General features: G+C 39.1%; 21 protein-coding genes. 10 read left to right on the top strand and 11 right to left on the bottom strand.

The genetic code is table 11. From position 1 onward, the window contains the following. Nucleotides 1–48 precede the first annotated feature (48 nt). Nucleotides 49–2,562 (bottom strand): zinc-dependent metalloprotease, encoded by a 2,514-nt coding sequence (locus OQ268_RS04585; protein WP_265854922.1) that lies wholly within the window; start codon nucleotides 2,560–2,562, stop codon nucleotides 49–51. Nucleotides 2,563–2,657: 95 nt separating this feature from the next. Beyond that, nucleotides 2,658–3,905, bottom strand: coding sequence for an aspartyl protease family protein (locus OQ268_RS04580; RefSeq protein ID WP_265854921.1), 1,248 nt, complete (start codon nucleotides 3,903–3,905; stop codon nucleotides 2,658–2,660). A gap of 50 nt (nucleotides 3,906–3,955) precedes the next feature. Here OQ268_RS04580 and OQ268_RS04575 point away from each other — a divergent pair, with 50 nt between their 5' ends. From OQ268_RS04575 to OQ268_RS04560, 4 genes are all read left to right on the top strand, one after another. Further along, nucleotides 3,956–5,284, top strand: a complete 1,329-nt coding sequence (locus OQ268_RS04575; protein ID WP_265854920.1) for a D-alanyl-D-alanine carboxypeptidase/D-alanyl-D-alanine-endopeptidase — start codon at nucleotides 3,956–3,958, stop codon at nucleotides 5,282–5,284. Nucleotides 5,285–5,341: 57 nt separating this feature from the next. Then, complete coding sequence (locus OQ268_RS04570) at nucleotides 5,342–6,367, top strand: glycosyl hydrolase family 18 protein (RefSeq protein ID WP_265854919.1); 1,026 nt, start codon at nucleotides 5,342–5,344, stop codon at nucleotides 6,365–6,367. A gap of 2 nt (nucleotides 6,368–6,369) precedes the next feature. Then, nucleotides 6,370–7,449, top strand: coding sequence for an aminotransferase class I/II-fold pyridoxal phosphate-dependent enzyme (locus tag OQ268_RS04565; protein WP_265854918.1), 1,080 nt, complete (start codon nucleotides 6,370–6,372; stop codon nucleotides 7,447–7,449). A gap of 103 nt (nucleotides 7,450–7,552) precedes the next feature. After that, on the top strand, nucleotides 7,553–8,053 hold the full coding sequence (locus OQ268_RS04560; protein ID WP_265854917.1) for a SixA phosphatase family protein: 501 nt from the start codon (nucleotides 7,553–7,555) through the stop codon (nucleotides 8,051–8,053). Between the two features lie 100 nt (nucleotides 8,054–8,153). On the opposite strand, the gene OQ268_RS04555 is transcribed toward OQ268_RS04560, so the two are convergent. The 4 genes from OQ268_RS04555 to porX form a co-directional block, all read right to left on the bottom strand. Beyond that, nucleotides 8,154–8,837, bottom strand: coding sequence for a M15 family metallopeptidase (locus tag OQ268_RS04555; protein ID WP_265854916.1), 684 nt, complete (start codon nucleotides 8,835–8,837; stop codon nucleotides 8,154–8,156). Between the two features lie 48 nt (nucleotides 8,838–8,885). Continuing rightward, entirely contained in the window at nucleotides 8,886–10,112 is a 1,227-nt protein-coding gene (locus OQ268_RS04550; RefSeq protein ID WP_265854915.1) for an alanine dehydrogenase, read from the bottom strand. A 64-nt stretch (nucleotides 10,113–10,176) separates the two neighbouring features. Next, nucleotides 10,177–10,599 (bottom strand): tRNA (adenosine(37)-N6)-threonylcarbamoyltransferase complex ATPase subunit type 1 TsaE, encoded by a 423-nt coding sequence (tsaE, locus tag OQ268_RS04545; protein WP_265854914.1) that lies wholly within the window; start codon nucleotides 10,597–10,599, stop codon nucleotides 10,177–10,179. A 150-nt stretch (nucleotides 10,600–10,749) separates the two neighbouring features. Further along, complete coding sequence (porX, locus tag OQ268_RS04540) at nucleotides 10,750–12,303, bottom strand: T9SS response regulator signal transducer PorX (protein ID WP_265854913.1); 1,554 nt, start codon at nucleotides 12,301–12,303, stop codon at nucleotides 10,750–10,752. Between the two features lie 111 nt (nucleotides 12,304–12,414). On the opposite strand from porX, the gene OQ268_RS04535 reads away from it, so the two are divergent. The 6 genes from OQ268_RS04535 to OQ268_RS04510 all read left to right on the top strand — a co-directional run bounded on the left by OQ268_RS04535 (nucleotide 12,415) and on the right by OQ268_RS04510 (nucleotide 18,183). Beyond that, on the top strand, nucleotides 12,415–13,638 hold the full coding sequence (locus OQ268_RS04535) for an HD domain-containing protein (protein WP_265854912.1): 1,224 nt from the start codon (nucleotides 12,415–12,417) through the stop codon (nucleotides 13,636–13,638). A 123-nt stretch (nucleotides 13,639–13,761) separates the two neighbouring features. Further along, a complete protein-coding gene (lpxD, locus tag OQ268_RS04530; RefSeq protein WP_265854911.1) occupies nucleotides 13,762–14,838 on the top strand; it encodes a UDP-3-O-(3-hydroxymyristoyl)glucosamine N-acyltransferase in 1,077 nt (358 codons plus the stop codon). Continuing rightward, nucleotides 14,828–16,243, top strand: coding sequence for a bifunctional UDP-3-O-[3-hydroxymyristoyl] N-acetylglucosamine deacetylase/3-hydroxyacyl-ACP dehydratase (locus OQ268_RS04525; protein ID WP_265854910.1), 1,416 nt, complete (start codon nucleotides 14,828–14,830; stop codon nucleotides 16,241–16,243). The genes lpxD and OQ268_RS04525 overlap by 11 nt, the downstream gene beginning before the upstream one ends. Then, entirely contained in the window at nucleotides 16,240–17,025 is a 786-nt protein-coding gene (gene lpxA, locus OQ268_RS04520; protein ID WP_010599175.1) for an acyl-ACP--UDP-N-acetylglucosamine O-acyltransferase, read from the top strand. Before OQ268_RS04525 ends, lpxA begins: the two co-directional genes overlap by 4 nt. A 46-nt stretch (nucleotides 17,026–17,071) precedes the next feature. Beyond that, the gene (locus OQ268_RS04515) at nucleotides 17,072–17,542 is read left to right on the top strand and encodes a GNAT family N-acetyltransferase (protein ID WP_265854909.1); all 471 of its coding nucleotides are present in this window, start codon (nucleotides 17,072–17,074) and stop codon (nucleotides 17,540–17,542) included. Nucleotides 17,543–17,568: 26 nt separating this feature from the next. Further along, nucleotides 17,569–18,183: an ABC transporter ATP-binding protein gene (locus OQ268_RS04510; RefSeq protein WP_265854908.1), complete on the top strand. Its 615-nt coding sequence runs from the start codon at nucleotides 17,569–17,571 to the stop codon at nucleotides 18,181–18,183. Between the two features lie 400 nt (nucleotides 18,184–18,583). Here the strand turns inward: OQ268_RS04510 and OQ268_RS04505 are convergent, their stop codons facing one another. The 5 genes from OQ268_RS04505 to OQ268_RS04485 form a co-directional block, all read right to left on the bottom strand. Continuing rightward, entirely contained in the window at nucleotides 18,584–18,832 is a 249-nt protein-coding gene (locus OQ268_RS04505) for a DUF6952 family protein (RefSeq protein ID WP_265854907.1), read from the bottom strand. Then, nucleotides 18,832–19,140 carry a thioredoxin family protein gene (locus OQ268_RS04500; protein WP_265854906.1) on the bottom strand — a complete coding sequence of 103 codons (309 nt, stop codon included), beginning with the start codon at nucleotides 19,138–19,140 and terminating at the stop codon, nucleotides 18,832–18,834. The genes OQ268_RS04505 and OQ268_RS04500 overlap by 1 nt, the downstream gene beginning before the upstream one ends. Before the next feature lie 12 nt (nucleotides 19,141–19,152). Next, nucleotides 19,153–19,785 (bottom strand): peroxiredoxin, encoded by a 633-nt coding sequence (locus OQ268_RS04495; RefSeq protein ID WP_265854905.1) that lies wholly within the window; start codon nucleotides 19,783–19,785, stop codon nucleotides 19,153–19,155. Between the two features lie 541 nt (nucleotides 19,786–20,326). After that, a complete protein-coding gene (locus OQ268_RS04490; RefSeq protein ID WP_265854904.1) occupies nucleotides 20,327–22,705 on the bottom strand; it encodes a S9 family peptidase in 2,379 nt (792 codons plus the stop codon). 161 nt (nucleotides 22,706–22,866) lie between these two features. Next, entirely contained in the window at nucleotides 22,867–24,054 is a 1,188-nt protein-coding gene (locus tag OQ268_RS04485; protein WP_265854903.1) for a hypothetical protein, read from the bottom strand. Between the last annotated feature and the right edge of the window lie 112 nt (nucleotides 24,055–24,166).

Raw genomic sequence — 24,166 nt, 5'->3', positions numbered from 1 at the left:
GTTGAATGAATTGCTCCGCTTGGTAAGAAGTAAAGAATACCGAAAATCCTATTTTTTCGGATCTAGAATATCCTTAATTCTGATATTTAAATCGTCGTAGTGCGCTTTTGTAATGGCATCTCCTGCTGCTGCTCTGGCTTTAGTAGTAGCTAACAAAGTTTTAAGTTCGGCCCTTACTAACGGTCTGATATCAGATAAAGAAACATTTATCGGCGTTAAGCCATAACTCGCTGCATAATCAACCGGGAAACCTGCTGGAAGATCATTCTCTTTAGTCATTAAATCTGATAACTGATCTACATAAGCACGCTGTAAGTTACGTTTGAAAGCATCTGGCCTGCTTGCTACAAAAACATTAGATCTTAAATCTTTAAAAAGTTCTGGCAAGGTATAGGCTTTAGCGGTGCCGTTTTTAGTTTCATTATCCAACAAACGGGCAATACGCGGTGCTGCCAACAAATTATTTAGTGTATTGGTTTGTACAGCTTTAATGCGGTTCAATAAAACGCCATTATCAAATTTATTCAACTGCTCATTGTTAATTAACCAAAGTGGCGTAGTAAATAACTGCTGGTTAAAAAATGAGATGGCTTCTTTCTGTTTTGTTTTTGGCAAATAGCTGTATACTGCTCCTGCTTGATCATAAGTTTTGAAATTTTCGCTTAAGCCACCAACATTTGCGGTAACATGGCCCATATAGCGATTGAACTGACCAACTATTTCATTATAGATTTCTTTCAAATCGCTATAGTCTTTCCCTTTTTGGTAAGTCCATTTTTCTACATTTGGTAAAATGCGTTTTAAGTTGGCAATACCATAAGTACTAGCTTTCATTGCATTATCACCTAAATCTTCACTTTGTAAGCGAGGATCTAAACTGGTACCCTGGCGGCCGTAGAAGTATAAAGGTTTACCGGCGTTCTTTAATGTCCATTGATTTAAGATTTCCCTTTCCTGCTCTGCTGTTTTATTACCCGGAATCCAAGAGTATCCCCATTTAACAGCCCATTTATCATATTCGCCAATTTGAGGGTGTAGTTTGGTAACACCATCGCCAGGCTGTGCGATGTAATTGAAACGGGCATAATCCATAATAGAAGGTGCTGTACCGTGTTTGTCTGTAAAAGATTTAGACCGCAAAGAATCTACCGGATAAGCATAGCTAGAACCAAAATTGTGTGGTAAACCTAAAGTGTGGCCAATTTCATGTGATGACACAAAACGGATCAATTCACCCATTTGTGTATCAGAAAACTTCGCCTTACGTACCTCTGGGTTAGTTGCAGCAGTTTGAACGAAGTACCAGTTGCGTAATAAGTTCATAACGTTGTGGTACCAGCCAATATGTGTTTCCAATATCTGGCCTGTGCGTGGGTCGCTCACGTGTGGTCCATAAGCGTTGGCAATATCGGAAGCGAAATAACGCACTACCGAATACCTGGAATCTTCTACGCTAAATTGGGGATCTTCTTGGGCAGTGGGTGCTTGTTTGCCCATAATGGCATTCTTGAATCCTGCTGCCTCAAATGCAACTTGCCAATCATTAATACCCTGAATTAAATATGGGACCCATTTTTTTGGCGTAGCCGGATCAATGTAGATAATAATTGGTTTTACTGGCTCTACCAATTCGCCGCGTTTATAAGCATTGGTATCTTTCGGAACCAAATTCCAACGGTGAATATATGCTGTGCGCTCTGCTTTCTGTGCATCGGTACCGTAGTCAATTTGCGATTGACCAAAAAAACCAACTCGGTTATCCATAATTCTGGCTTTAACAGGTGTTTTTGGCAATAACAACATTGAAGTATTGAATTCTAATGTTACCGCCCCATTGCTGCTATCTGTTGGTGATTCTGCTGCACGATAAGTTTTTGCTGTTTTAACTTCGATATTGATAGGAAATGTTTTGACAGTATCGATGTAAGAACGGCCGGCATCATAAGCGGTTACTTTGTATGCTTTACGGATCTGATCTGTTGCGCCAATGGCCATAATGTCGCCATTATAAAAATCAGTAACATCAATCACTACACCTGTAGTATCTTTATTATAAGCTTTGATTTCGAATCCAGCTAGAATTTGTGCAAGATTAGAATTTTGTACTGATTCGTACATATCGCTATTTGCCTCTGCCCTTGTTGCAAAACTAGGTACGCGGATATAAACTTGCTTTCCTTTACGTTCCCATTTCCATACTTGTTCATTCAATTCTTCACCACCGTACTGCTGGTTGCCTACTTTTATACCTACGGGCGCCTTTGCAAGACGGGTAACGACCAGCATTTCACGGTTTATTAAGCTATCGGGGATTTCAAAATACCATTTATCATCTACCTTATGCGTTTTAAATAAACCATTTGTGGTTTTAGCTTTGGCCGTTATCACTTCAGAAAAAGGTTTGATGCCCTCTTTTTTTGGCGCAGCTGCTGGCGTTGCCGCAGGTGTTGTTGGGTTAGTTGATCCCTTTTTCGGTTTTTTTTGTGCATAGGAAGCCGTCGATCCTGCCAGACCTAGCATTACAATACCCGCCAATGCAAGTACCTTCACTTGATTCTTCATGTATTTGTTTATATGGTTTTATGAGTAATAAGAGCCCGAAGTTATTACCTTGTTACTGCATAAAGCCGTTGTAACTAGAAAATTACGCAGCTTTTTCAAATTCTTTTTTCCAGGCGAACGATTTTAAAAAAAACCTGGTCATCCCGGTAGATTTCAAAAATGATTGTTCTGTCTGGGCGAGATTTAAACATCTCGTTAATATCATTCAAAGAATAAAAACTAACCGGTTTAAAATCGATTGCGATGATTTCATCTTGAGATCTTATCCCTGCTTTTTCTGCCGGAGAGTTTTCGTCAACTTCCCCTACAATTACACGTTTGTATTCGTTTTGATCTAGAAATACAACCATACCTACCATATCATGTTGAAATGGTTTTTTAATATTTACATTGGGCTTAAGGTACATAAAGCCTTCTTGGTAATTAAGCTGAACATCAAATTTTCGCAAAATTTCTGCGCCTAAGTTGCCGTTTCTGGCTGTCAGATCTATTTTTTTGGAGATCGTTTCATATTCGGGAAAACCACTAACAACCTCTTTAAAGTGGTAATCTCCCAAATAAAACTGGGCTACTCTGCCAATGTATCCCTTAATTTGGCCACTGATGCTCATGCCTAAATTGGCTTTAATTTTTTGGGCTGGTAAGGGGAAGGCCCCACCATCGAACATCTCCATAGATAATGCGTGGCTAGCGCCTGTATCCATCAAGAGGCGGGTTTTAATTCTGGAAGAATCATTTAGCATCACAATTGCCTCTACATAGGGCTTCTGTTTCTCTAAAAAAATTGGGATTTTTTTACCTCTGTACTTTATTTTCGTTTCCATACTGGTAAACAGCAGCCTGTTTTCGCTATAACGGATATCAACCAGGAAGCTATTGAAGAAATCAAATCCGATTAACCCATATATTTTAACGCCAAGGTGCCCTGAAAGGTTAAAAAGATCTTCTTTTAAGATGGCCGTGGGGATATACTTTATTTTAGCTCTGCCAATTTGTACGTTTACATTTTGAGACACGAAAGCCTCTACATTTTCTACACCCAAACCAGTGAGGGTAATCTTCCTCATCTGGGCAAAATTTAAAGAATCTATAATGCTGGGTTCAGTAATAATTAGTGGCCCTACACCGGTATCTAGTACAAAATCATAAGGGCCCTTACCATTAACCAACATTGGGATGATGATCAGATTCTTAATGCATTTAAACTGCAGCGATTGTTTTTTCCGCTTACCTGGAAACTCGAAATCTTGTGCATGCACTTCAGAAAAACTCAAACATAAAACCAGGTAGATAAGCATTTTGGAGCAAACCTGAATTGTTACGGTAGCATATTTGGTTAACATTAAATTAAATTTAATAAATTAGTTGGCAATTACCATTCTATTTCCGAACCATGTTTTATCAAAAAGCCCAATCCCTCGTCTGCGCCCTTGCAATTATAATCATCGCTGGTTTAACAAGTTGTTCTACTAATAAAACAATAGCCAAAAAGGTAGCTAGTGTGTTTAAACAATCTGCCGTTATTAAGCAATACCAAGTTGGTTTTGCACTTTACGATATGGAAGCCGGTAAAATGATTTATAGTAAGGATGCAGATAAGTATTTTACACCCGCCTCCAACACTAAGCTCTATACTTTTTATGCAAGTTTAAAGATGATCCCCGAATTTATGCCTGCATTAAAATACATTGAAAGAAACGACTCACTTATATTTTGGGGAACAGGCGATCCATCTTTTCTACAGTTTGGAGTAAAAGACAAATCTGCTTACAACTTTCTAAAAGCATCTAACAAAAAGCTGTTTTTTGCTCCTGGAAGGTATAGTGGTACATTTTTCGGTGATGGGTGGAGCTGGGATGACTACGATTATTACTATCAACCGGAAATTACAGAGATGCCAATTATGGATAACATGGTAACTTCCACCTATGCCAGTACAAGTAAGATTAATATCGAACCAAAAGTTTTTGCACCCTGCTTTGAAATCGATTCGAATATAACAACTGGCAATTTTCAAGTAAAAAGAGATTTTTTAACCAATCATTTCAAATATCCGGCAGTAGCGATTAAGCCAGGTTACAATCAGCAAAACCCTTATAAAACAAGCATAAGAACTACCGTTGAAGTATTAACCGATACCTTACACAAAAGCGTAGGTGTGGTAAGTATGAAAATCCCTTCTAATGCGAAGACCCTACCTGGCGCCAAAAGAGACTCGGTATTGAAACACATGTTGTTACCTAGCGACAATTTTATAGCAGAACACTTATTGCTGGTATGCGCTAATCAAATTAGCGACACATTGAGCACAACCAAAGCCATTGATTATGTTGTAAAAAATTATCTTTCATTCTTACCAGACAAAGTGAAATGGGCTGATGGTTCTGGCCTATCTCGTCAAAATTTATTCACCCCAAGGGATAATATCTACTTACTCGATTCTTTGTACAAACTAGTGAATAACAGGGTGGCCTTATTTGATATGCTGCCAGCAGGCGGAAAAACGGGAACGCTTAGAAATGCTTATCCTAAAACAGATCAGCCTTTTGTATTTGGAAAGACTGGTTCCCTGGGCGGGGTGCATAACCAAAGCGGTTACGTAATTACGAAGAAAGGCAAAACTTATATCTATTCGTTTATGAATAATAACTATGTTAATCCCACTTCAGAGGTACGGGCAGAAATGGTTAGGATTATGACTTACATACACGAGAATTTCTAGCAAAGCATAATAATTTTAATAGCGATATTCTGTAAACCTACGGTAACTCCTAATCCTATGAAAAAAATTTACTTTCTGTTCGCTGCAATTTTGGTAATCGGAATTTCTTCCTGTAAAAAAAACGATGGCATCACTGATCTACCAATTCCGGTTGAATCACCAAAACCTTATGTGCCAGACAATAGTTTCAAAGTTATAGCGTACTTTCCAAGCTATCGCGATCCGAATGGCATTGCCGACGCAAAATTTAAGATGGTTACCCATCTGTTTTATGCTTTTCTTAATCCAAACACCGACGGTTCATTAGCCAATTTAGAACAACCTTCCCGCTTTGCGGCTGTAATGCAAAAGGCGAGGGCTAATGGTGTTAAAACGGGTATTTCAGTTTCGGGTACACGTAGCATTTTCGTTGAAATGGCAGCCTCAGCATCAGCAAGAAAATTATTTGTTAAAAATGTGCTTGGCTTCGCCCGAACCAATAATTTAGATGGTGTTGATATGGATTGGGAATATCCTAGCACGGCCGATGGTTCTGCAGACAATTATGTTTTATTGATGAAAGAACTATCTGATTCGCTGCACAAATACAATAAATTTTTAAGTGCCGCCATCACACCGGGTGTTTACGCCGGAAGTATTCGTGATGGCTTAAAATCTGAAGTTTTTCCTTCAGTTGATTTTTTTAACATTATGGTTTACGATGGCATTGGCTGGGACAAAGATGAACCAATTCAACATGCTTCTTATAACATGGCGGTTGCAAGTTTAAATTATTGGATAGGTACCCGCGGCATGCCTAAGCAGAAGGCGGTATTAGGAATTCCTGCATATGGTAAAAGTGCGGCAAATGCATCGAAAGCCTACCGCGATTTCGTTGCAGCGAATGCAGATGTGAATCTGGATTATGGTATCATTGATGGCGTCCAATATTATTTTAATGGTATTTTAACCACGAAGAAAAAATCTAAACTTGCAAAAGAAACCGCCAATGGCGTGATGTTCTGGGAATTTTATCATGATGATAATGGCAGTAAATCAATCATAAGGGCGGCAAATGACGAGCTGGGCCGAAATTACAATTAAAAATGAATACCGATTTTAGATCGATTAATCAACCTTTTTCAAATACAGTTATCGTTGATGGAAAAACTTACCTCTATTTTGGCGGAACAGCCTATTTAGGCATCCCACAAAATGAGGCGTTCATTCATTTATACCTTGAAGGAATAAAGAAATTTGGCCTAAATAATGGAACCAGTCGAAGCAATAATATTCAGCTGGGCATTTATGATGCAGCAGAACAAGAAGCGGCAACAAGGTTTCTAGCCAATGATGCATTGATTACCTCAAGCGGTTATTTAGCAGCACAGCTCACTGTTAAATCACTGTCGGCATTTGGAAAGGTGATCTATGCGCCAGCAACGCATCCGGCACTCTGGTTAAACGGACAACCTGATACCTTCAGTAATTCATTTAGCCAATGGAAGCATCACACCATTGAAACTATAAATTCATCGCAGGAGCAAAACTATGTGCTAATCAGCAACTCGATGAATAATCTCTTTCCAGAAGTTTATGATTTCGATTTCCTGGAAGAAATTAAACCAGACAAAAACATTGTACTTATTGTTGATGACTCACACGGAATTGGCGTAAACAATAATGGATTAGGTGCGTTTAGCGAACTACCTAAGCTCAAAAACGTAGAAACTGTTGTTGTGGCATCGATGGCTAAAGCGTTAGGAATTGATGCAGGTTTAGTTTTAGCTGATAAGGCCGTTATAGCACAATTAAAAAATACAAATATATTTGTTGGCGCATCTCCTCCCACAGCGGCTGGGTTATTTGCATTTATTCATGCAGCGGAAATTTATAACACAGCTTGGGTTAAGCTTCAACAGAACATCAGCCACCTGAAACAAAATTTAAGTTCTTCGTGGCATGGTGCGCCCAACTTTCCAGCCTTCTTAACGAAGCAGGAAAATATTGCTCAAAAACTGAGCAGCTATCAAATGCTTATTTCATCATTCCCATATCCTACTAAAGATAGCCCACCAATAAATCGAATTGTTTTAAGTAGCTGGCATACAACAGCAGATCTCGATCTTTTTATTGATTGTCTTGCTAAAATTAAAGGGATAGATCACAGCGACGAGGAAGTATAAATTTTCTTCATTACTCCAAATCGCATGTTAACCTCTTGGCTGTACTGTGCAGTTGTGCAACATCATGTTTTTAATTAACAGTTTATTTTTCAATCTTTATGGGATGAAAAGAATAATCCTGCTTGTTGCACTGTGTACATTAACCCTCGCACATGCATTTTCCCAAACAACTGAAATTTGGGTGGTGAGACATGCAGAAAAAGATAAATCAGATCCACAAGATAAAGACCCCAATCTTACCGACGAGGGAAGAATTAGAGCTGGAGATTTAGCTTCTTATCTCAAAAAAGTAAAAATAGACGTGGGTTTTTCCACGCCTTACAAACGCACACATCAAACTTTAGACTCCCTAATTATTGCGAAGATTATCAATTATAGCGATACTAAAAGCCTGGTTGATTCAGTAAAGAAGAATTATATAGGCCAAACCATTATTGTTGCAGGCCATTCTAATACCGTGCTCGAAATTATAGAGGCATTTGGTGGCAAGAGGCCTAAGGAATTGCTAACAGATGATGATTACGACTATATTTTTCGATTGACAGTAAAGGATGATAAAGCCCGGGTAAAGATGGATCAGTTTGGGAGGCCACATCATTTATAGGTAGTTAAATGATGTGATTCGCTAATAACGAATTTAACTTCGCGTTGATCATTGAATTAATGGGCAGGGTTCCATCCATCCAAAAATATTCCGCCGCAACTTATAGCCGCTGAAACGGGATATCCATCAGCTTATAATTCTCCCAACCTACGAAATCGTAATGCCACCACTCATTTGCCAGAACATGAAGACCGTATTTTTGCATAGTTGCCATTAGAAATGCTCTATTCTTTCGAACGGTAGGATTTACAGGCTCGTAGTTTGCTGCCGCAGCAGCAGAGAAGCTATCATAAGGTGTAGCCATCTCTAGCTCCTTTCCTGTTTTTAGATTGATGAGGGTAAGATCTACTGCACAACCACGGTTATGTTTAGATCCTTTAGCCGGATTCGCCACAAAATTTTTATCACTCGCCTTCTTATAAAAGGCTACCGTAATGGCGTATGGCCGATAAGCATCAAAAATCTTCAACCCTAATCCTTTCTTACTAAGCTCTTTTTGAATTTTCTTTAAAGCTTCTACTACAGGACGGCGGGCAAAGGCCCTTGCTTGCTGATACATTACCTGATGCATAAAGTTCTGTGTCGTAGCATACTTAATATCAAGCTTAATGTTTGGAATCTCCTTTTTCAACTCAACCAGCTCGTTATTGCGATTATCTTTTACGGTTTGTAAATATCCGGCATAGGAGCTGATGACCTCCAGCTTCTTAATTGGAGAAGGACTCTTTTGAGCAGAGGCAGGCAAACTGTATATCAACAGTAAAATGAAATACAAATTTTTCATTAAGCAGCGATTTGTAGTAGAGAATTAAGGGATATTTGTCGTTACTGATTACTGGTTTGAAACCACCAACAACTCCAAATCTTTAAATGGCAGATTAAACATATCGGCCAAATCCTTATTTGTACAATTGCCTTGATAAATATAGAGCGCTTCGCGGATTCCTGGGTTATTCCAAACCATATTCATCAACCCGCCAAATTCTCCAATATCTAACAAAATCGGCGCAAAAATATTTGTTAAGGCGTAAGATGCTGTTCGTGGAACACGCGAGGCAATATTGGGCACACAATAATGAATCACATCATATTTCCTAAAAATAGGATTGGTATGGTTGGTCACTTCAGAAGTTTCAAAACAACCGCCCTGGTCTATGCTAATATCAATAACTACTGAATGGGGCTTCATCTTTGCTACCGTTTCTTCCATAACAATGCATGGACTTCTGCCATGGCTGGCACGAATAGCGCCAATTACAACATCACAGGTTACGATGGCTTTATTTAGAACAATGGGTTGCATCACAGAAGTAAACACGCGGCTGCCCAAGTTATTTTGTAAACGACGTAAACGATAGATCGAACTATCAAAAACTTTAACTTCTGCACCTAACGCTAAAGCCGTTCTGGCGGCGTATTCTCCTACTGTCCCGGCTCCTAAAATTACGATTTCTGTGGGCGGTACACCGGTAAAGCCGCCCAGCATTAAGCCTTTTCCACCGGTTACATTACTTAAATATTCTGCAGCAATCAAAATAGAGGTAGAACCTACAATCTCGCTCATGGCCCTTACCACGCTTAACACGTTTCCCTCATCACGAAGATTTTCAAAACATAGTGCGTTTATCTTGCGTTGCATTAAAGCTTTGAGGTAATCTTGCTTTAGGGTTCCGGTTTGAAGCGAAGAAATTAAGGTTTGTCCTTTGTGCATTAACTCAATTTCCTCTAACATCGGAGGAGCAATTTTTACCAGGATATCGGAATCAAATACTTCCTTTTTATCATAGGCTATTTTAGCACCCTGCTCTGCATATTCCGAATCAGAAAAGTTAGCGGCAATACCCGCTCCGCTTTCCAATACAACCCGATGGCCGTTATTTACAAGCAACGCTACAGATAAGGGGGTTAGCGCAATTCTATTTTCCTGGAATGAAATCTCTTTTGGTATTCCAATATTCAGGCTATTTTTCCTGTTTCTGGTTTCTAAAGTTGCCTCTTGCGTTTGCAACAAACCCTGACGGGCAATATCGGCCATTCCTTCGCGTAATCCTGTAGCCATGATGTTAAAAATGTCTTAGTTTTAGGTTGTTCAAGATAGGGAAATTCTGTTAATTAATTGAATGCTAATTCTCTGCCTTCGAAAAGCGGAATAATCGCCTGTTTTCATCAACCACGGTTATCGCCACCTTTACATATCTATCCGGCAATAATTCTGCCACTCTTTCCGGCCATTCAATCAGGCAAATGCCCCCTCCATAAAAATATTCCTCGTAACCTAAATCATATGCCTCCTGGATATTTTTAATGCGATAAAAATCGAAATGATAAACCAAATCATTTGCACTTCCATATTCGTTAACAATGGAATACGTTGGACTAGATACCACATCTTCAATACCCATAATGCTACAAAATACTTTAATGAAGGTGGTTTTTCCGGCACCCATGTCGCCATCGAAAATGAAAATTTTTTCCTCACCTGCAAATGCTAAAAGCTGTTTTGCTACCTCAGGTAAATCTGTTAAATTGTTAACGGCTATATCCATCTTAAATAAATAAAGGCAAAAGTAATACATAATTGCATTGCTTTTGCCTTTAAATTAGTTACTTCTATTTTGCAGGTTGGGAGCGACCAGCTGTATTACGCCTAAGAGAACCATTGGTTCATTTACATAGGCCGTATTTAAATTCGCTACCTACCTTGGCGAATAGGTTACCACCGGGATAATCATTTCTTCCAAAGAAATTCCGCCGTGTTGGAAAGTTTCGTTATAATAGTTTACAAACTGATTGTAGTTATTCGGATATACAAAATAACTATCTTCCTGAGCAAAAATATAGCTACTGCTGATATTGATCTTAGGCAGCATGGCATCGTGAGGATTCTTAATCAGAAAAACATCTTTCGCGTTAAAATTCAAGTTTCTTCCTTGTTTGTATCTTAAGTTGGTGTTTGTTGCCCTGTCGCCGATTACTTTCACCGGTTTTTTCACCCTAATTGTTCCGTGATCGGTTGTAATTACCACCTTAACTTTTTTCTGTGCAATTTTCTTCAACAAATCCCAAAGTGGTGAATGCTCAAACCAAGATAGGGTAAGCGAACGGTAAGCTGCATCATCATTGGCTAACTCTCTAATCATTTGCATATCTGTACGAGCATGACTGAGCATGTCTACAAAGTTAAAAACTATGGCATTGAAATCATTTTGCAGGAGATTGTTGGTCTGGTCAACCAAATCCTTGCCTTGTTCGAAAGTTAAAATTTTATGGTAACTAAATTTACAATCCTTTCTTAAGCTTCGCTTAATGTTATCTGCTAAGAAAGCCTCCTCATGTAAATTTTTCCCTCCCTCATCATCATCATTTTGCCAGAGCTGTGGAAAACGTTTTTCCATTTCAAGAGGCATTAAACCAGAAAAAATTGAATTCCGGGCATATTGTGTAGCTGTAGGCAAGATACTCGTATACATGTCTTCCTCATCAACCCTGAAGTATTCTGAAATTAAAGGATTAATAATTTTCCACTGATCATAACGCAGGTTATCAATCAAAATGAAAAATACTGGTGTATTATCGTTGATATGTGGGAAGGCTTTTTTCTTTAGCAAGTCGTTTGACAACAACGGCGATTGGTCTTTGTTCTTGATCCAATCTAGATAATTTTCCTGTATAAATTTAGAGAATTGGGTATTTGCTTCTTGTTTTTGCATGGTTAAAATTTCATGCATCTGCGGATCGTCTAATTTCTCGAGTTCTAACTCCCAAAAAACAATTTTCTTATAAACATCTATCCACTCATCATAGCTAAGCCTGTCGCTCAAAGTCATCCCTAAGCGGCGAAAATCCTGCTGATAGGCCATAGAGGTTTTTTCACTTACCAATCTCTTATTGTCTATAAGCTTTTTTATCGTTAGCAATACCTGTTTCGGGTTTACAGGCTTGATTAAATAATCATCTATTTTGCTGCCGATGGCATCTTCCATTAAGTTTTCTTCTTCGCTTTTTGTAATCAATACCACAGGCACATCGGGATTCAGGTTTTTAATGGCAGACAGTGTTTCTATCCCACTCATACCCGGCATATTTTCATCTAAAAAAACCAAATCGAAATGTGCTTTGCCAAAGGCTTCCAAAGCATCGTTTCCGTTTGTAAATGTTGTTACATCGTAACCCTTATCATTTAATAATAGTATATGAGGTTTTAGCAAGTCGATTTCGTCATCGGCCCACAATATTTTAGTTTCTTGCATGTTTTTGTAAAAATAGATGTGTACAGTCTTTTAATTAAGACCAGTAAATCAAACTATAAATAAAAATAGCAATTTTTGTACCGTATCTATCCATTTAACTATTTTTAACGATTGAACAAGAAGAAAATAATAAATGATCCCGTATACGGCTTCATTAGTATTCCCTCGGCGCTAGTTTACGATGTGATTTCACATTCGTATTTCCAGCGCCTGCGTTATATTAAGCAGCTGGGGATGACACATTTGGTTTACCCTGGCGCCTTACACACCCGGTTTCATCATGCCCTCGGCGCTATGCACCTCATGGGCTTGGCAATCGAAATTTTGAGGAGCAAAGGGCACATCATCACCGAAGGTGAAGAAGAAGCAGCAATACTGGCCATTTTACTGCACGATATTGGCCATGGGCCATTCTCTCATGCATTAGAGCATTCGCTGGTTTCAGGAATCATGCACGAAGATATCTCTGCCAGGTTAATGCAGAATCTAAATCATCATTTCCAAGGAAAATTAACACATGCCATTGAGGTATTTAATGGAACGTACCCGAAAAAGTTTTTGCATCAGCTTATTTCAGGTCAGTTAGATTTAGACCGGATGGATTACCTTAACCGCGATAGCTTTTTTACCGGTGTAAGCGAGGGCGTAATCAGTTTTGATCGCATCATCAAAATGTTTAATGTTTTTGATGATAACCTCGTTATAGAAGAGAAGGGCATCTACTCGATAGAAAAGTTTTTAATTGCCCGCCGGCTGATGTACTGGCAGGTTTACCTTCACAAAACTGTTATAGCTGGAGAGATGATCCTGGTGAAAATACTAGAAAGGGCGAAAGAATTATCTGCAGCTGGCGATGATTTGTTTGCTGCACCTTCTCTAGCGCATTTTCTTAAGAACGACATTAACCAGCGTAACTTTTTTTCCAGCCAGGAAAATTTAGCACATTTTACCAACTTAGACGATCAAGATATTTACGCTGCCGTAAAGGTTTGGGTTAAACACCCAGATAAAATACTGGCAACACTGTGTGAAATGCTTACTTCAAGAAATTTATATAAAGTAGAGATGAGCAATGAGCCCGCAAACCCAGATCGCGTTACATTTTTAAAAGATGCAGCGGTAGATTTGCTGGGGCTTAGGCCGGCAGAAGCCAGATACTTTGTTTTTACAGATGCTATTCAAAACCGGGCTTACAATGCCGGCGTTGGCAACATAAAGATTTTAATGAAAAATAACGATATTGTCGATATTGCAAAGGCCTCAGATTTATCCAATCTAGAATCGTTGCAGAAAACAGTAGAGAAGCATATTCTCTGCTACCCCAGGGGGATTTAAGCTTAGTAAACAAAATATTAAACTTTTACTGCCGTTTTAAATCTTACTATTGTGTAAAAATATACACGAGTTAACCTGGACAGGTTTTTTTGTTCATATCAATTTAACATATACCTTTGTACGATGCAATTTACTGCAAAGCAGATAAGCGAGTTTCTAAATGGTTCCATTGACGGCAACCCCGATGTGGCAGTTACTGAGCTTTCTAAAATAGAAGACGGTAAACAAGGATCCTTATCTTTCCTATCAAACCCGAAGTACGAAAACTTTTTGTACTCTACACTTGCATCGGTTGTAATTGTTTCTAAAGATTTTGTACCTACCCAAGCTTATACCAGCACATTAATCCGTGTTGATAACCCTTATAGCGGCTTTACAATCTTATTAGATAAGTACAATGAGGCCGTTAATGCCCAGGCACAACAGTCTGGCGTTGATAAATTGGCATTTGTACATCCAACCGCAAAAATTGGCAAAAACGTTTTTATCGATGCCTTTGCCTACGTATCAGCGAATGTGATAATCGGCGATGGATCTAAACTTAACGCTCAAACTTTTGTGGGTGCAAACTCAAAAATTGGTGAAAATTGCACCTTTTTCCCTGGAGTAAAAATATACCATAACTCTGTTATCGGTAATAAGGTTGTCATTCATGCCAACACTGTTATCGGCAGCGATGGCTTTGGCTTCGCACCACAGAAAGATGGTACCTACAATAAAATTCCGCAAATTGGAAATGTGATTATTGAAGATGATGTGGAAATTGGCGCAAATACTACTGTAGATAGGGCAACCATGGGATCTACTGTGGTTAAAAAAGGTGCTAAAATCGACAACCTGATACAGATTGCACATAACGTGGAAATTGGCGAAAATACCGTACTTGCGGCACAATCAGGCATATCTGGTAGCACGAAAATAGGCCCTAACAGTGTTGTTGGCGGCCAGGTTGGCATAGCGGGTCACTTAACACTCGCTAAAGGCACACAGATTGGTGCGCAAGCGGGCATAAACTTTAACATTACAGAAGAAAATAAACAGTGGCATGGCAGTCCGGCGCAACCTTTGCGCAATTGGATGCGGGCATCGGTAATTTTTAAGCATCTACCTGATGTAGAAAAAAGAATTAACGTGCTTGAAGACGAATTGAAAAAGCTTACCGCTGAATTGGAAAAGAATACAATACACAATGAACGTTAGACAAAAAACGATTAAAAAAGAAATATCTGCCTCGGGCGTTGGCTTGCACACCGGAGCAAATGTTACACTAACATTTTGCCCCGCCCCAGAAAATCATGGCTTTAAATTTCAGCGAATTGATTTAGAAGGGCAACCGATTATCGATGCAGATGCAGATAATGTAACCGACACCTCCCGTGGTACAACCATTACGCAAAATGGAGCGAGCGTTAGCACGGTAGAGCATGTGATGGCCTCATTGATTGGAATGGATTTAGACAATGTTTTGATCCAGTTAGATGGCCCGGAAACACCTATCATGGACGGAAGCTCAATTCTTTTTATCGACCTTTTGGAGGAAGTGGGTTCAGTAGAGCAAAATGCAGATCGAGAATATTTCACCATTCCACATAACATTACTTACACTGAAGCAGATCGAAAAGTAGAAATCGTGGCTATGCCGTTAGACGATTATCGTTTTACTTGCATGATTGATTATAACTCTCCGGTTTTAGGTAGCCAACATGCTGGTATCAATACCATTGCAGAGTTTAAAAAAGAAATTGCTTCCTGCCGCACCTTTTGCTTCCTGCACGAACTGGAATATCAGCTTCAACATAATTTAATTAAAGGGGGCGATTTAAATAATGCCATCGTTATTGTAGATAAAGAGGTAACCAAAGACGAGTTAAGCCATTTGGCCAAACTATTTAACCGCAAAGATATTGATGTGGCCCCGCAAGGCATCCTCAATAATATGGAGTTGCGTTACCAGAATGAACCTGCACGCCACAAATTGTTAGATATGATTGGCGATTTGGCCCTTGTAGGTATGCACCTGAAAGGGCATATCATGGCTGCTCGTCCGGGCCATGCAGCCAATGTTGCTTTTGCCAAAAAAATTAAAGCAGCAATAAAGAAAGAGAAAAATAAGAAAATACAAAAGGTGTACGATCCAAGCGCTAAGCCATTATACGACGTTGTTCAGATTATGGACATTTTGCCTCATCGTCAACCATTTTTATTTGTAGATAAAATTTTAGAATTATCTAAAAACCATGTTGTGGGCGTTAAAAACGTAACCATGAACGAAGAGTTTTTTAAAGGCCATTTCCCGGGTGCTCCTGTTTTCCCGGGTGTAATCCAAATTGAGGCAATGGCACAAGTTGGAGGAATTCTGGTATTAAGCACCGTTCCAGATCCTAGTAACTACCTTACCTACTTCTTAAAGATAGATAATGTTAGGTTTAGGGCGCAGGTTCTTCCTGGCGATACCATCGTGTTCCGATGCGATTTACTGGAGCCGATAAGAAGGGGCATTGCCCAAATGAAAGGTGTTGGCATGGTTGGCGAAAAGATAGTTGTCGAAGCCGAAATGATGGCTCAAATTTCAAAAGTTAAACAAACAGAACCTGCTCAGTTATGATACAACCTCTAGCATATATCCATCCCCAAGCAAAAATTGCCGAAAATGTGGTAATTGAACCTTTTGTAGTGATACATAAAGATGTTGTTATTGGAGAAGGAACCTGGATTGGTTCTAATGTTACCATTATGGATGGTGCACGTATTGGAAAAAATTGTCGCATTTTTCCTGGGGCCGTTATTTCTGGCGAACCTCAGGATTTAAAATTTGCTGGTGAAGTAACAACGGCAGAAATTGGCGATAATACAACCATCCGCGAGTGTGTAACCATAAATCGTGGTACAAAAGATAAATGGAAAACTGTAATTGGCAGCAATTGCTTAATCCAGGCTTATTCGCATATTGCGCATGATTGTGAAGTAGGAAATAACTGTATCTTCTCTAACAGTACCACTTTAGCCGGCCATATTACCATAGGCAATAATGTTGTTTTGGCTGGTTTAGTGGCCATACACCAATTTGTAAAAGTTGGCTCGTACGCATTTGTAACAGGAGGTTCTTTGGTGCGTAAAGATGTACCGCCTTATGTTAAAGCGGCACGCGAACCACTTTCTTATGCAGGGATCAACTCCGTTGGATTAAGAAGAAGAGGTTTCACCAACGAGCAGATAGACGAAATTCAGGAAATTTACCGAGTACTCTTTGTAAAACATAATAACGTAACCAAAGCGTTGGATATGATCGAAGCGGAATTTAAACCAACAGAAATTCGGGATGAAATTGTAGACTTCATCCGTAATTCTAACCGCGGCGTAATGAAGGGTTTTGGCATGGGAAGCTAAGTTCGAAATAAATGTTTAAGCGCATTACTATACACCAAGAAATAATATGATGAGTGAAGTAAGGCTTGTTAGAACAAATGCCCAAGACACCGACTTTAAAGAACTGATAGTGTTGCTAGACCAGGATTTAGCTATAAGGGATGGTGAAGACCATGCTTTTTATTCACAGTTTAACAAGGTAGAAACTATTAAGGAAGTGATCGTCGCATACGATGGTGATACACCAGTTGCATGTGGTGCATTTAAACCTTTCGCAGCTGATACCGTTGAAATTAAGCGCATGTTTGTACTACCAAACTACCGTAAACAAGGAATTGCAGCAAAGGTGCTTGCAGCGCTTGAAAACTGGGCGAAAGCGCTTAATTTTAATCGGGCAGTTTTAGAAACTGGGAATAAACAACCTGAAGCCATATCCCTTTACCAGAAAATAGGTTATCAAATCACGCCAAACTATGGGCAATATATCGGTGTAACAAACAGTGTATGTATGGCAAAATCGTTGCCTACATTAGCATAATCTGGCCTAAGGACTAATACATAGAGATGAAGATTGTATTGAACGATATCGGCCGCAGGTTTAATAAGGAATGGATCTTCAGAAACTTAAGCGCCGAATTTATATCTGGCAACAGCTATGCAATCCTGGGTCCGAATGGCTCTGGAAAGTCTACGCTACTTAGTGTATTAACGGGCAGCCTTTCTCCATCAGAAGGGAATATTTCTTTTCACAATGAAAAAGATATCCCTGTAGAGGAAATATATAAATACGTTAGTCTAGCAGCGCCATACTTAGAGTTGGTTGAAACATTCACCTTAAAAGAACTCATCCATTTTCATTTTAAATTTAAGGGCTTTGCACCTGGGGTAGATTCAAAATCTTTAATATCCATTCTCGGACTTGAAAAATCTGCCAACAAAGAAATTAAATATTTTTCTTCAGGAATGAAGCAACGAACTAAACTTGCATTGGCCTGCTGTTCCAATTCCCCAATCCTTTTTTTAGATGAACCCACCAGCAATCTGGACGTTCAAGGGGTAAACTGGTATCAAGAATTGATTGAAAAGTATACTCATGATCGACTTACCATAATTGGTTCCAACCAAATCCAAGAATATGAGTTCTGCACATCTCATGTCCAAATCTCTGACTATAAGTAAGTTGATCATGAGTCAATTTCATACAATCAGCCATACATTGTCACGAAAATGTATTAAAAAAATATTTTCAAATAAATACTTTATATTTAACAGATAGTTATTACCTTTGCACCACCAAAAAGAGAAACAAATATTGTTTTTTTCAGCGGAAGAAATAGAAACAAAGTCCTTTCATCAGGATAATAATATATCGCCATTTAGGCAAGAGATTTTTTCATAGTTTAGTTTGAGGTTTAGGTTGATTATGCCTTTGGAGTGGTTCCCAAAGGCATTTCTTTTTTATCAACTTTTAAATAATTGCCATCACTAAACTTGATAGACCCTATCCAACTTTTTAGCACAAAAAACCCCTTGCAATAAAATCACAAGGGGCCTCTGTCAATACGGATGATTTTACTAATTATCGATCAATTGATCCCATCACTTTTTGTCCAAATGCATTGAGTGCATCTTTCTCAACAGCTCCGTCGCTTACCATCTGGTGCACTTCCAGCGCTCCGCAAATATTGGTAATCATCTCGCCCGCCACATCTACTTCGTGCTCGCTCACACCCCTAAACTCACAAAATGCTTCTAACACTTCGAGCGTAGCTTCTAACTGTGCTGGCGTTGTGTTTTGGAACAATTGTCTTATAACAGGAATTTTCATTATTTAATTTTATTAAAAAGTTCAATTAACCCTTCTGCTTTGTTAGTCTGCACTTGGTCAACCAAGTTACCACCTTCAAATGCCGCAAAAGTTGGCAAGTTATCCACGTTGGCAAATTTCCTCGAACCTGGAAACTTTTCAGCATCCACGATCAGGAAAGCAACGTCTTCATTTTCCGCTGCCAATTTTTTAAATTTAGGCTTCATAATACGGCAGTTACCACACCACGATGCTGCATATTGCACCATAACCTTTGTGTTGTCTGCTAAATATTGCTGAAGATTATCCTCTGTTAACTCTAAAAACATAGCTATATTAAATTAATTAGCGGCTAAGTATTCAGCTACACCAGTTCTGTTTGCATTCATTGCCTCTTTTCCCTCTTCCCAGTTTGCCGGACAAACCTCACCATGTTTTTGAACGTGTGCATATGCATCAATTAAACGCAAATACTCTTTAACATTTCTACCAACTGGCATGTCGTTAACACTTTCGTGAAAAACTTTGCCGGTTTCATCAATTAAATATGTTGCTCTGAAAGACACATTAGAACCAGAGAATGATTCATTTCCTTCCTCATCGTAACTAACTTCCTGGTCTAAAATATCTAATATTCCAGATAATTGTCTATGTGTGTCAGCCAAGATTGGATATGTAACACCTTCAATACCACCATTATCTTTGGGTGTGTTTAACCAAGCAAAATGTACCTCATTTGTATCACAAGATGCACCAATAACGATGGTATTTCTTTGCTCAAACTCAGGCAATGCGGCCTGGAAAGCATGTAATTCTGTGGGGCAAACGAAAGTAAAATCTTTTGGATACCAGAATAATAACACTTTGCTATTCTTGTTTACAGCCTCTTCAAATACATTGATCTTCATGTCATCGCCTATGTCAGACATTGCATCAATACTTACACTTGGGAATTTTTTACCTACTATTGCCATAATTTTTTGTCTTTTGATTTTGTGGTGCACAAGGTAAGGCTAAATCAATGCTTTATCAACCCACACTAACTAATTGTTAATCGTATTTGTCGATAACGATATAGTTAAAAACTATAATCATTTTGCGCAATATCACCGTTAGCTATCTTCAAGAAAACGTACTGAAGTTCCGCTTGGCGGCGTCCAGTCCCGCCATACGCTGCAATCTTTTGAATACTTTTTTGCAGAGCTTGGAAGTTGGTGGCAAACCCGTAAAAGCATTGCTAATAAATAAGGATGTGCTACAAAAGTATTTTCGCTCTTGTCGGGTTTATTTTACCCATACCTGTTGTACAGACAAAATTATCGCGTAAACGAGATCCGACTAGTTTAAGACTTACTTTTAAGTTGCAACTCAACTAGGTTGCTTTTCAAAAGCGAGTTAAAAGATGTGTTAAGCCACATTGAGCTTGTCGGAGACTTTGAAGGCCGTGCGACAAGCTCAGGCTGATAATACCCAAATCTGATGAATTGAACTATACAGATGAAACCATATTAGCGGCTATTTCTTTAATGTAGTTTCGTATAGCTTAAATATGCGTTTATATTCGTCCGTCCAGCTACTTGGCTCAACAAAGCCATGGTCCTCCACGGGGTAAACCGCCAACTCCCAATTGTTTTTCCCTAGTTCTATAAAACGCTGTGTAAGGCGCACAATATCCTGGAAATGCACATTTACATCAACCATTCCGTGTGCCATAAGTAATTTGCCTTTGAGTTTATCGGCAAAATAAATTGGCGAACTTTGCTTATATGCAATCGGGTCGTTAAAAGGCTCATTAAGAATATTAGAGGTATAACCATGGTTATAATGTGCCCAATCGGTAACCGAACGCAATGCCGCACCGCTAGCAAAAACATCAGCCTCATTAAACATCGCCATTAAGGTAATAAAACCGCCATAAGAACCTCCGTACAAACCTACATGTTTAGGATTAACACCATATTTTTCTACCAAAAACTTAACGCCATCCACCTGGTCGGTTAGATCTTTTCCGCCCATATGGCGATAAATTCCAGTTCTGTGGTCTCTACCATAACCAGAGCTTCCTGTGTAATCAATGTCAATCACGGTATACCCGTTATCAGCTAGCAAATTATTAAACATGTACTCACGGAAATAAGTGCTCCAACCAAAATGAACATTTTGCAAATAACCGGCGCCGTGTACAAATACAACTGCAGGATGGTTTGGATGTGGGTTTTCAGACTTGTAAACCCGGGCATATACATCTGCACCATATCTATTTTTAAACGAAACCATATCCGGCTCACGCCATTTGTAGCTGTTAAATTCTGTTGTGGTAGATTGAGTTACCTTAACAGCTTTAGCACCGACCTTATTGGCTTGTAGATATAATTCGCCAGGTTTGTTTAAATACGAATAACTAATGGCAATATTTTTTTCATCTGGTGATAAGGTGAAATCATTTAAGCCTTTCATGTTGGTGATTTGCACCAGCGCACCACCATTTACATTAATTTTGAAGAGATTGGTTATACCCGGATGCTCTTTATTGGTTTTGAGGTAAAATACGCTCTTATCTTTAGAAAGCTGAACCGACTGTACTTCCCAGTTACCGGTGGTAAGTTGCTTTTTCTCTCCAGTTTTAATATCGGCTACGTATAGGTGGGAATAACCTGTGGCCTCACTTTGATAGTAGAAATGGTTATTGTCAATCCACCCGGTGCTGCCCTGAAAGAACCCGCTGATTCCTGGGCCGCCAATCCAGGCTTCATCATGTTGCCGATCTACAAGCGTAAATTTACCGGTGGTTGCATCCAGCTTTAAAATCCAACGGTCTTTGTTATCGGCAGAAGTAGCCACCATAATCCCCGTGGAACCATTTTCATTCCACACGGGACCAAAAAAGTTAACCAACCTGTCTGCATTCTTCTTTTTCAGGGTGTCTAAAGCTTTTGGGTAATCATTATAGAATGCCGGAAGATCTTTTATTCCCGGAATAGAAGCCGTTTGAATAGCATATAAAGAATCTTTTTGGGTGTCATAAACAAATCCCTGGGCAACGTTTTCCCGTTCACCAACCTTTGTTCTACCGGGAATATCTTCAGTATAACCAGAAGCGGTAACATAATTTGGTACAATTGTGTTGTGGTTGTTTTGAGCTGGTGCCGTAAGTTTGTAGGTTACAAAACGTCCATCCGGACTAATTGCTACGCTATTCAAGAATCTATCATCGGTGTACAAAGGCTTTAATGGTTTAGCATCGCTGGCAGCGGCATTAAACCTTCCTCGTCGCTCGCCGCCGCGTGTTTCTGTATTTCTTTTTTTTATGATATCGAAAAGATCCGTTTGCTGCGCTTTTAACCAATTGTCTTGCTCAGAAACAGCACCACCAGATGTCCGTCCCGCACCTTTTCCTTTCACAAAATTTGTAATCTGCTTCGTTTCGGCAGTTTTTAAATTGAGCTGAAAAAGGTTATCGGCTAACTGGTAAACAACGTCGCCATTACCTAAAAAAATCGGATTGCTCTCTCGTTCTAGCGTATTGGTAAGCCTGGTAGATTTATTAGTTTTAAAGTTTTGCAGGTAGATATCGCCGCTTTTCTCCATAAGCCCGGCAGACTTATCGGCATTATATACATAGTTTACACTTAGCAACTTTTTGTCTTCTTTATCAACGGCCTTTAGGGGCTTATTTGCGCCTTGCGTAACTTTATATAGTGATTCTTTGGCTTTATTTTCTGGGTTCCAGTCGAAGTACAAGGTTTTACTGTCAGCCGTCCATCGGAAATTTGCGGGCGAGCTGCCCATCCATTTCGGATCACGCATAATCTTTTCAACCGTAAGGGGTTCTAATTGTTGCGCAAAGGCATATTCGCCTGTGCAGAGCAAAAGGAAAAGTAAATATTTCTTCATGAAAATGAGTTTGTTTGCTGCAATTTAGTTAATGCATAAACTAAAAGGCGTAGGAAATGGAAATGTTACAACTGATATTCTTCCAGAAAGCAATTTAAGTGACAAATAAACTTTAATAGCTATCGCAACTTCCTATTGAGAGGCTAATTGTAATTATAAATCTAACGAATTACTTTGCCGCTTTTATCAACATTCACTACGTCAAAAGGCTTCAAATATTCATTGATGATTACGGCAAATTCTCTGCGGCTTAACACGCGTTTTAAATCGAAGCTTGTAGAAAACCCATAATTTTTCTTCCATTTCTTTTCCAATTCCAGCCGTGTAGCATCTATCGCTTTATTGCCCACGTAGGAAACCAAAGAAATGGTATTTTCCAAATTGATCGGAACATTTTGATGATCATCAAACCAGATTTGTGCCTTATAGTAATAGTCTTTTATAGGTTGTTTTATCTCATTGTAACTTACGGCCTGTGCCGGATTAAAGAACAATTTACCATCTTTTACGTCTCCTTTTAGTAAACCAGTGTTACCAATCTTCTGGATAGCAAGCCAATTCGAATCTGCCAGGTTTACATCCTGAAAAGGCACCAAAGGCAATTTATAGCTCAATAATTCACCTTGAATGCGCTTAAGGTTAGATAGACTGGTTTTTGTATCGAAAAATGCTGCATAAGCTGCAGTAGCACCTGCTGCCTGCCCAATTTCGTAATCCTGAGCATTAACATACAAGAAATTCTCCTGGTCGGGAATTAATAAGTTGTACATAGACAGAAAATTGGTAGTTCCAGCTATCCCCGCAATACTGGTACGATAGGAGTTTTCATCGTAATTTAGCAGACTACTTTTAGCGGCATTCAACGTTGTTGTTTTCAATGCAGCAAGTATTTTTGCAGACTGCCCGGTAATGATCAGTACTTTTGCTTTAATACTCTTGTCTTTAGTTAGCCTTGCCTCCCAGCCACTGCCAGAACGCTTGATTTCCTCGTAATTTGCGTTATTGATTACATTGAAAAGCTTGGAGCTGTCTGACCATTTTTTAACAACGGCATTAAGCACCTGTTTATTCATATTTGGTAGCGCTGCACTATCTGAAAGTTTCAATGCTTTCCGAGCTCGCTTATCAAAAATTTTCTGCAGGCCGGTTTTGGGCAGTTGCTCAATATTTGGTATATCAAATCCATCACCCTGTGTTAATACAATACATTTTACACCCGATTCTGAAGCCTGCATACCTGCCGAAAAAGCGGCCGCTGAGTTCCCAATAACCAATACATCTGTTTTAATGGTTTGGGCATAAATAATCGATGGAATTAAGAATGCGAAAACTAAAAACAATTTCTTCATCACTGTAAGTTAAAATAAATTGCAATATGCTTTAATTCAATGAATTTTTAATGAATTGAGCGTATTTTAACTAAATTTAAATGCCACAACCCAGCCGGGTTTTCTGATCGCC

The sequence above is a fragment of the Pedobacter sandarakinus genome (assembly GCF_026240095.1).
In the GTDB taxonomy this organism is placed as follows: Bacteria; Bacteroidota; Bacteroidia; order Sphingobacteriales; family Sphingobacteriaceae; genus Pedobacter; species Pedobacter sandarakinus.
Note: the sequence above shows the minus strand (reverse complement) of the source record. Positions and strands in the feature narration are given on the sequence as shown.

What these genes read in the sequence shown, in the direction of transcription:
- porX (WP_265854913.1), bottom strand. Translation starts at nt 12,303, where the DNA reads ATGCAAGAAACTAAAATATTGTGGGCCGATGACGAAATCGACTTGCTA.
- OQ268_RS04495 (WP_265854905.1), bottom strand. Translation starts at nt 19,785, where the DNA reads ATGGCAATAGTAGGTAAAAAATTCCCAAGTGTAAGTATTGATGCAATG.
- lpxD (WP_265854911.1), top strand. Translation starts at nt 13,762, where the DNA reads ATGCAATTTACTGCAAAGCAGATAAGCGAGTTTCTAAATGGTTCCATT.
- OQ268_RS04560 (WP_265854917.1), top strand. Translation starts at nt 7,553, where the DNA reads ATGAAAAGAATAATCCTGCTTGTTGCACTGTGTACATTAACCCTCGCA.
- OQ268_RS04550 (WP_265854915.1), bottom strand. Translation starts at nt 10,112, where the DNA reads ATGGCTACAGGATTACGCGAAGGAATGGCCGATATTGCCCGTCAGGGT.
- OQ268_RS04575 (WP_265854920.1), top strand. Translation starts at nt 3,956, where the DNA reads ATGTTTTATCAAAAAGCCCAATCCCTCGTCTGCGCCCTTGCAATTATA.
- OQ268_RS04570 (WP_265854919.1), top strand. Translation starts at nt 5,342, where the DNA reads ATGAAAAAAATTTACTTTCTGTTCGCTGCAATTTTGGTAATCGGAATT.
- OQ268_RS04565 (WP_265854918.1), top strand. Translation starts at nt 6,370, where the DNA reads ATGAATACCGATTTTAGATCGATTAATCAACCTTTTTCAAATACAGTT.
- OQ268_RS04490 (WP_265854904.1), bottom strand. Translation starts at nt 22,705, where the DNA reads ATGAAGAAATATTTACTTTTCCTTTTGCTCTGCACAGGCGAATATGCC.
- OQ268_RS04510 (WP_265854908.1), top strand. Translation starts at nt 17,569, where the DNA reads ATGAAGATTGTATTGAACGATATCGGCCGCAGGTTTAATAAGGAATGG.
- OQ268_RS04585 (WP_265854922.1), bottom strand. Translation starts at nt 2,562, where the DNA reads ATGAAGAATCAAGTGAAGGTACTTGCATTGGCGGGTATTGTAATGCTA.
- OQ268_RS04500 (WP_265854906.1), bottom strand. Translation starts at nt 19,140, where the DNA reads ATGTTTTTAGAGTTAACAGAGGATAATCTTCAGCAATATTTAGCAGAC.
- OQ268_RS04525 (WP_265854910.1), top strand. Translation starts at nt 14,828, where the DNA reads ATGAACGTTAGACAAAAAACGATTAAAAAAGAAATATCTGCCTCGGGC.
- OQ268_RS04580 (WP_265854921.1), bottom strand. Translation starts at nt 3,905, where the DNA reads ATGTTAACCAAATATGCTACCGTAACAATTCAGGTTTGCTCCAAAATG.
- OQ268_RS04515 (WP_265854909.1), top strand. Translation starts at nt 17,072, where the DNA reads ATGATGAGTGAAGTAAGGCTTGTTAGAACAAATGCCCAAGACACCGAC.
- OQ268_RS04505 (WP_265854907.1), bottom strand. Translation starts at nt 18,832, where the DNA reads ATGAAAATTCCTGTTATAAGACAATTGTTCCAAAACACAACGCCAGCA.
- OQ268_RS04555 (WP_265854916.1), bottom strand. Translation starts at nt 8,837, where the DNA reads ATGAAAAATTTGTATTTCATTTTACTGTTGATATACAGTTTGCCTGCC.
- tsaE (WP_265854914.1), bottom strand. Translation starts at nt 10,599, where the DNA reads ATGGATATAGCCGTTAACAATTTAACAGATTTACCTGAGGTAGCAAAA.
- lpxA (WP_010599175.1), top strand. Translation starts at nt 16,240, where the DNA reads ATGATACAACCTCTAGCATATATCCATCCCCAAGCAAAAATTGCCGAA.
- OQ268_RS04485 (WP_265854903.1), bottom strand. Translation starts at nt 24,054, where the DNA reads ATGAAGAAATTGTTTTTAGTTTTCGCATTCTTAATTCCATCGATTATT.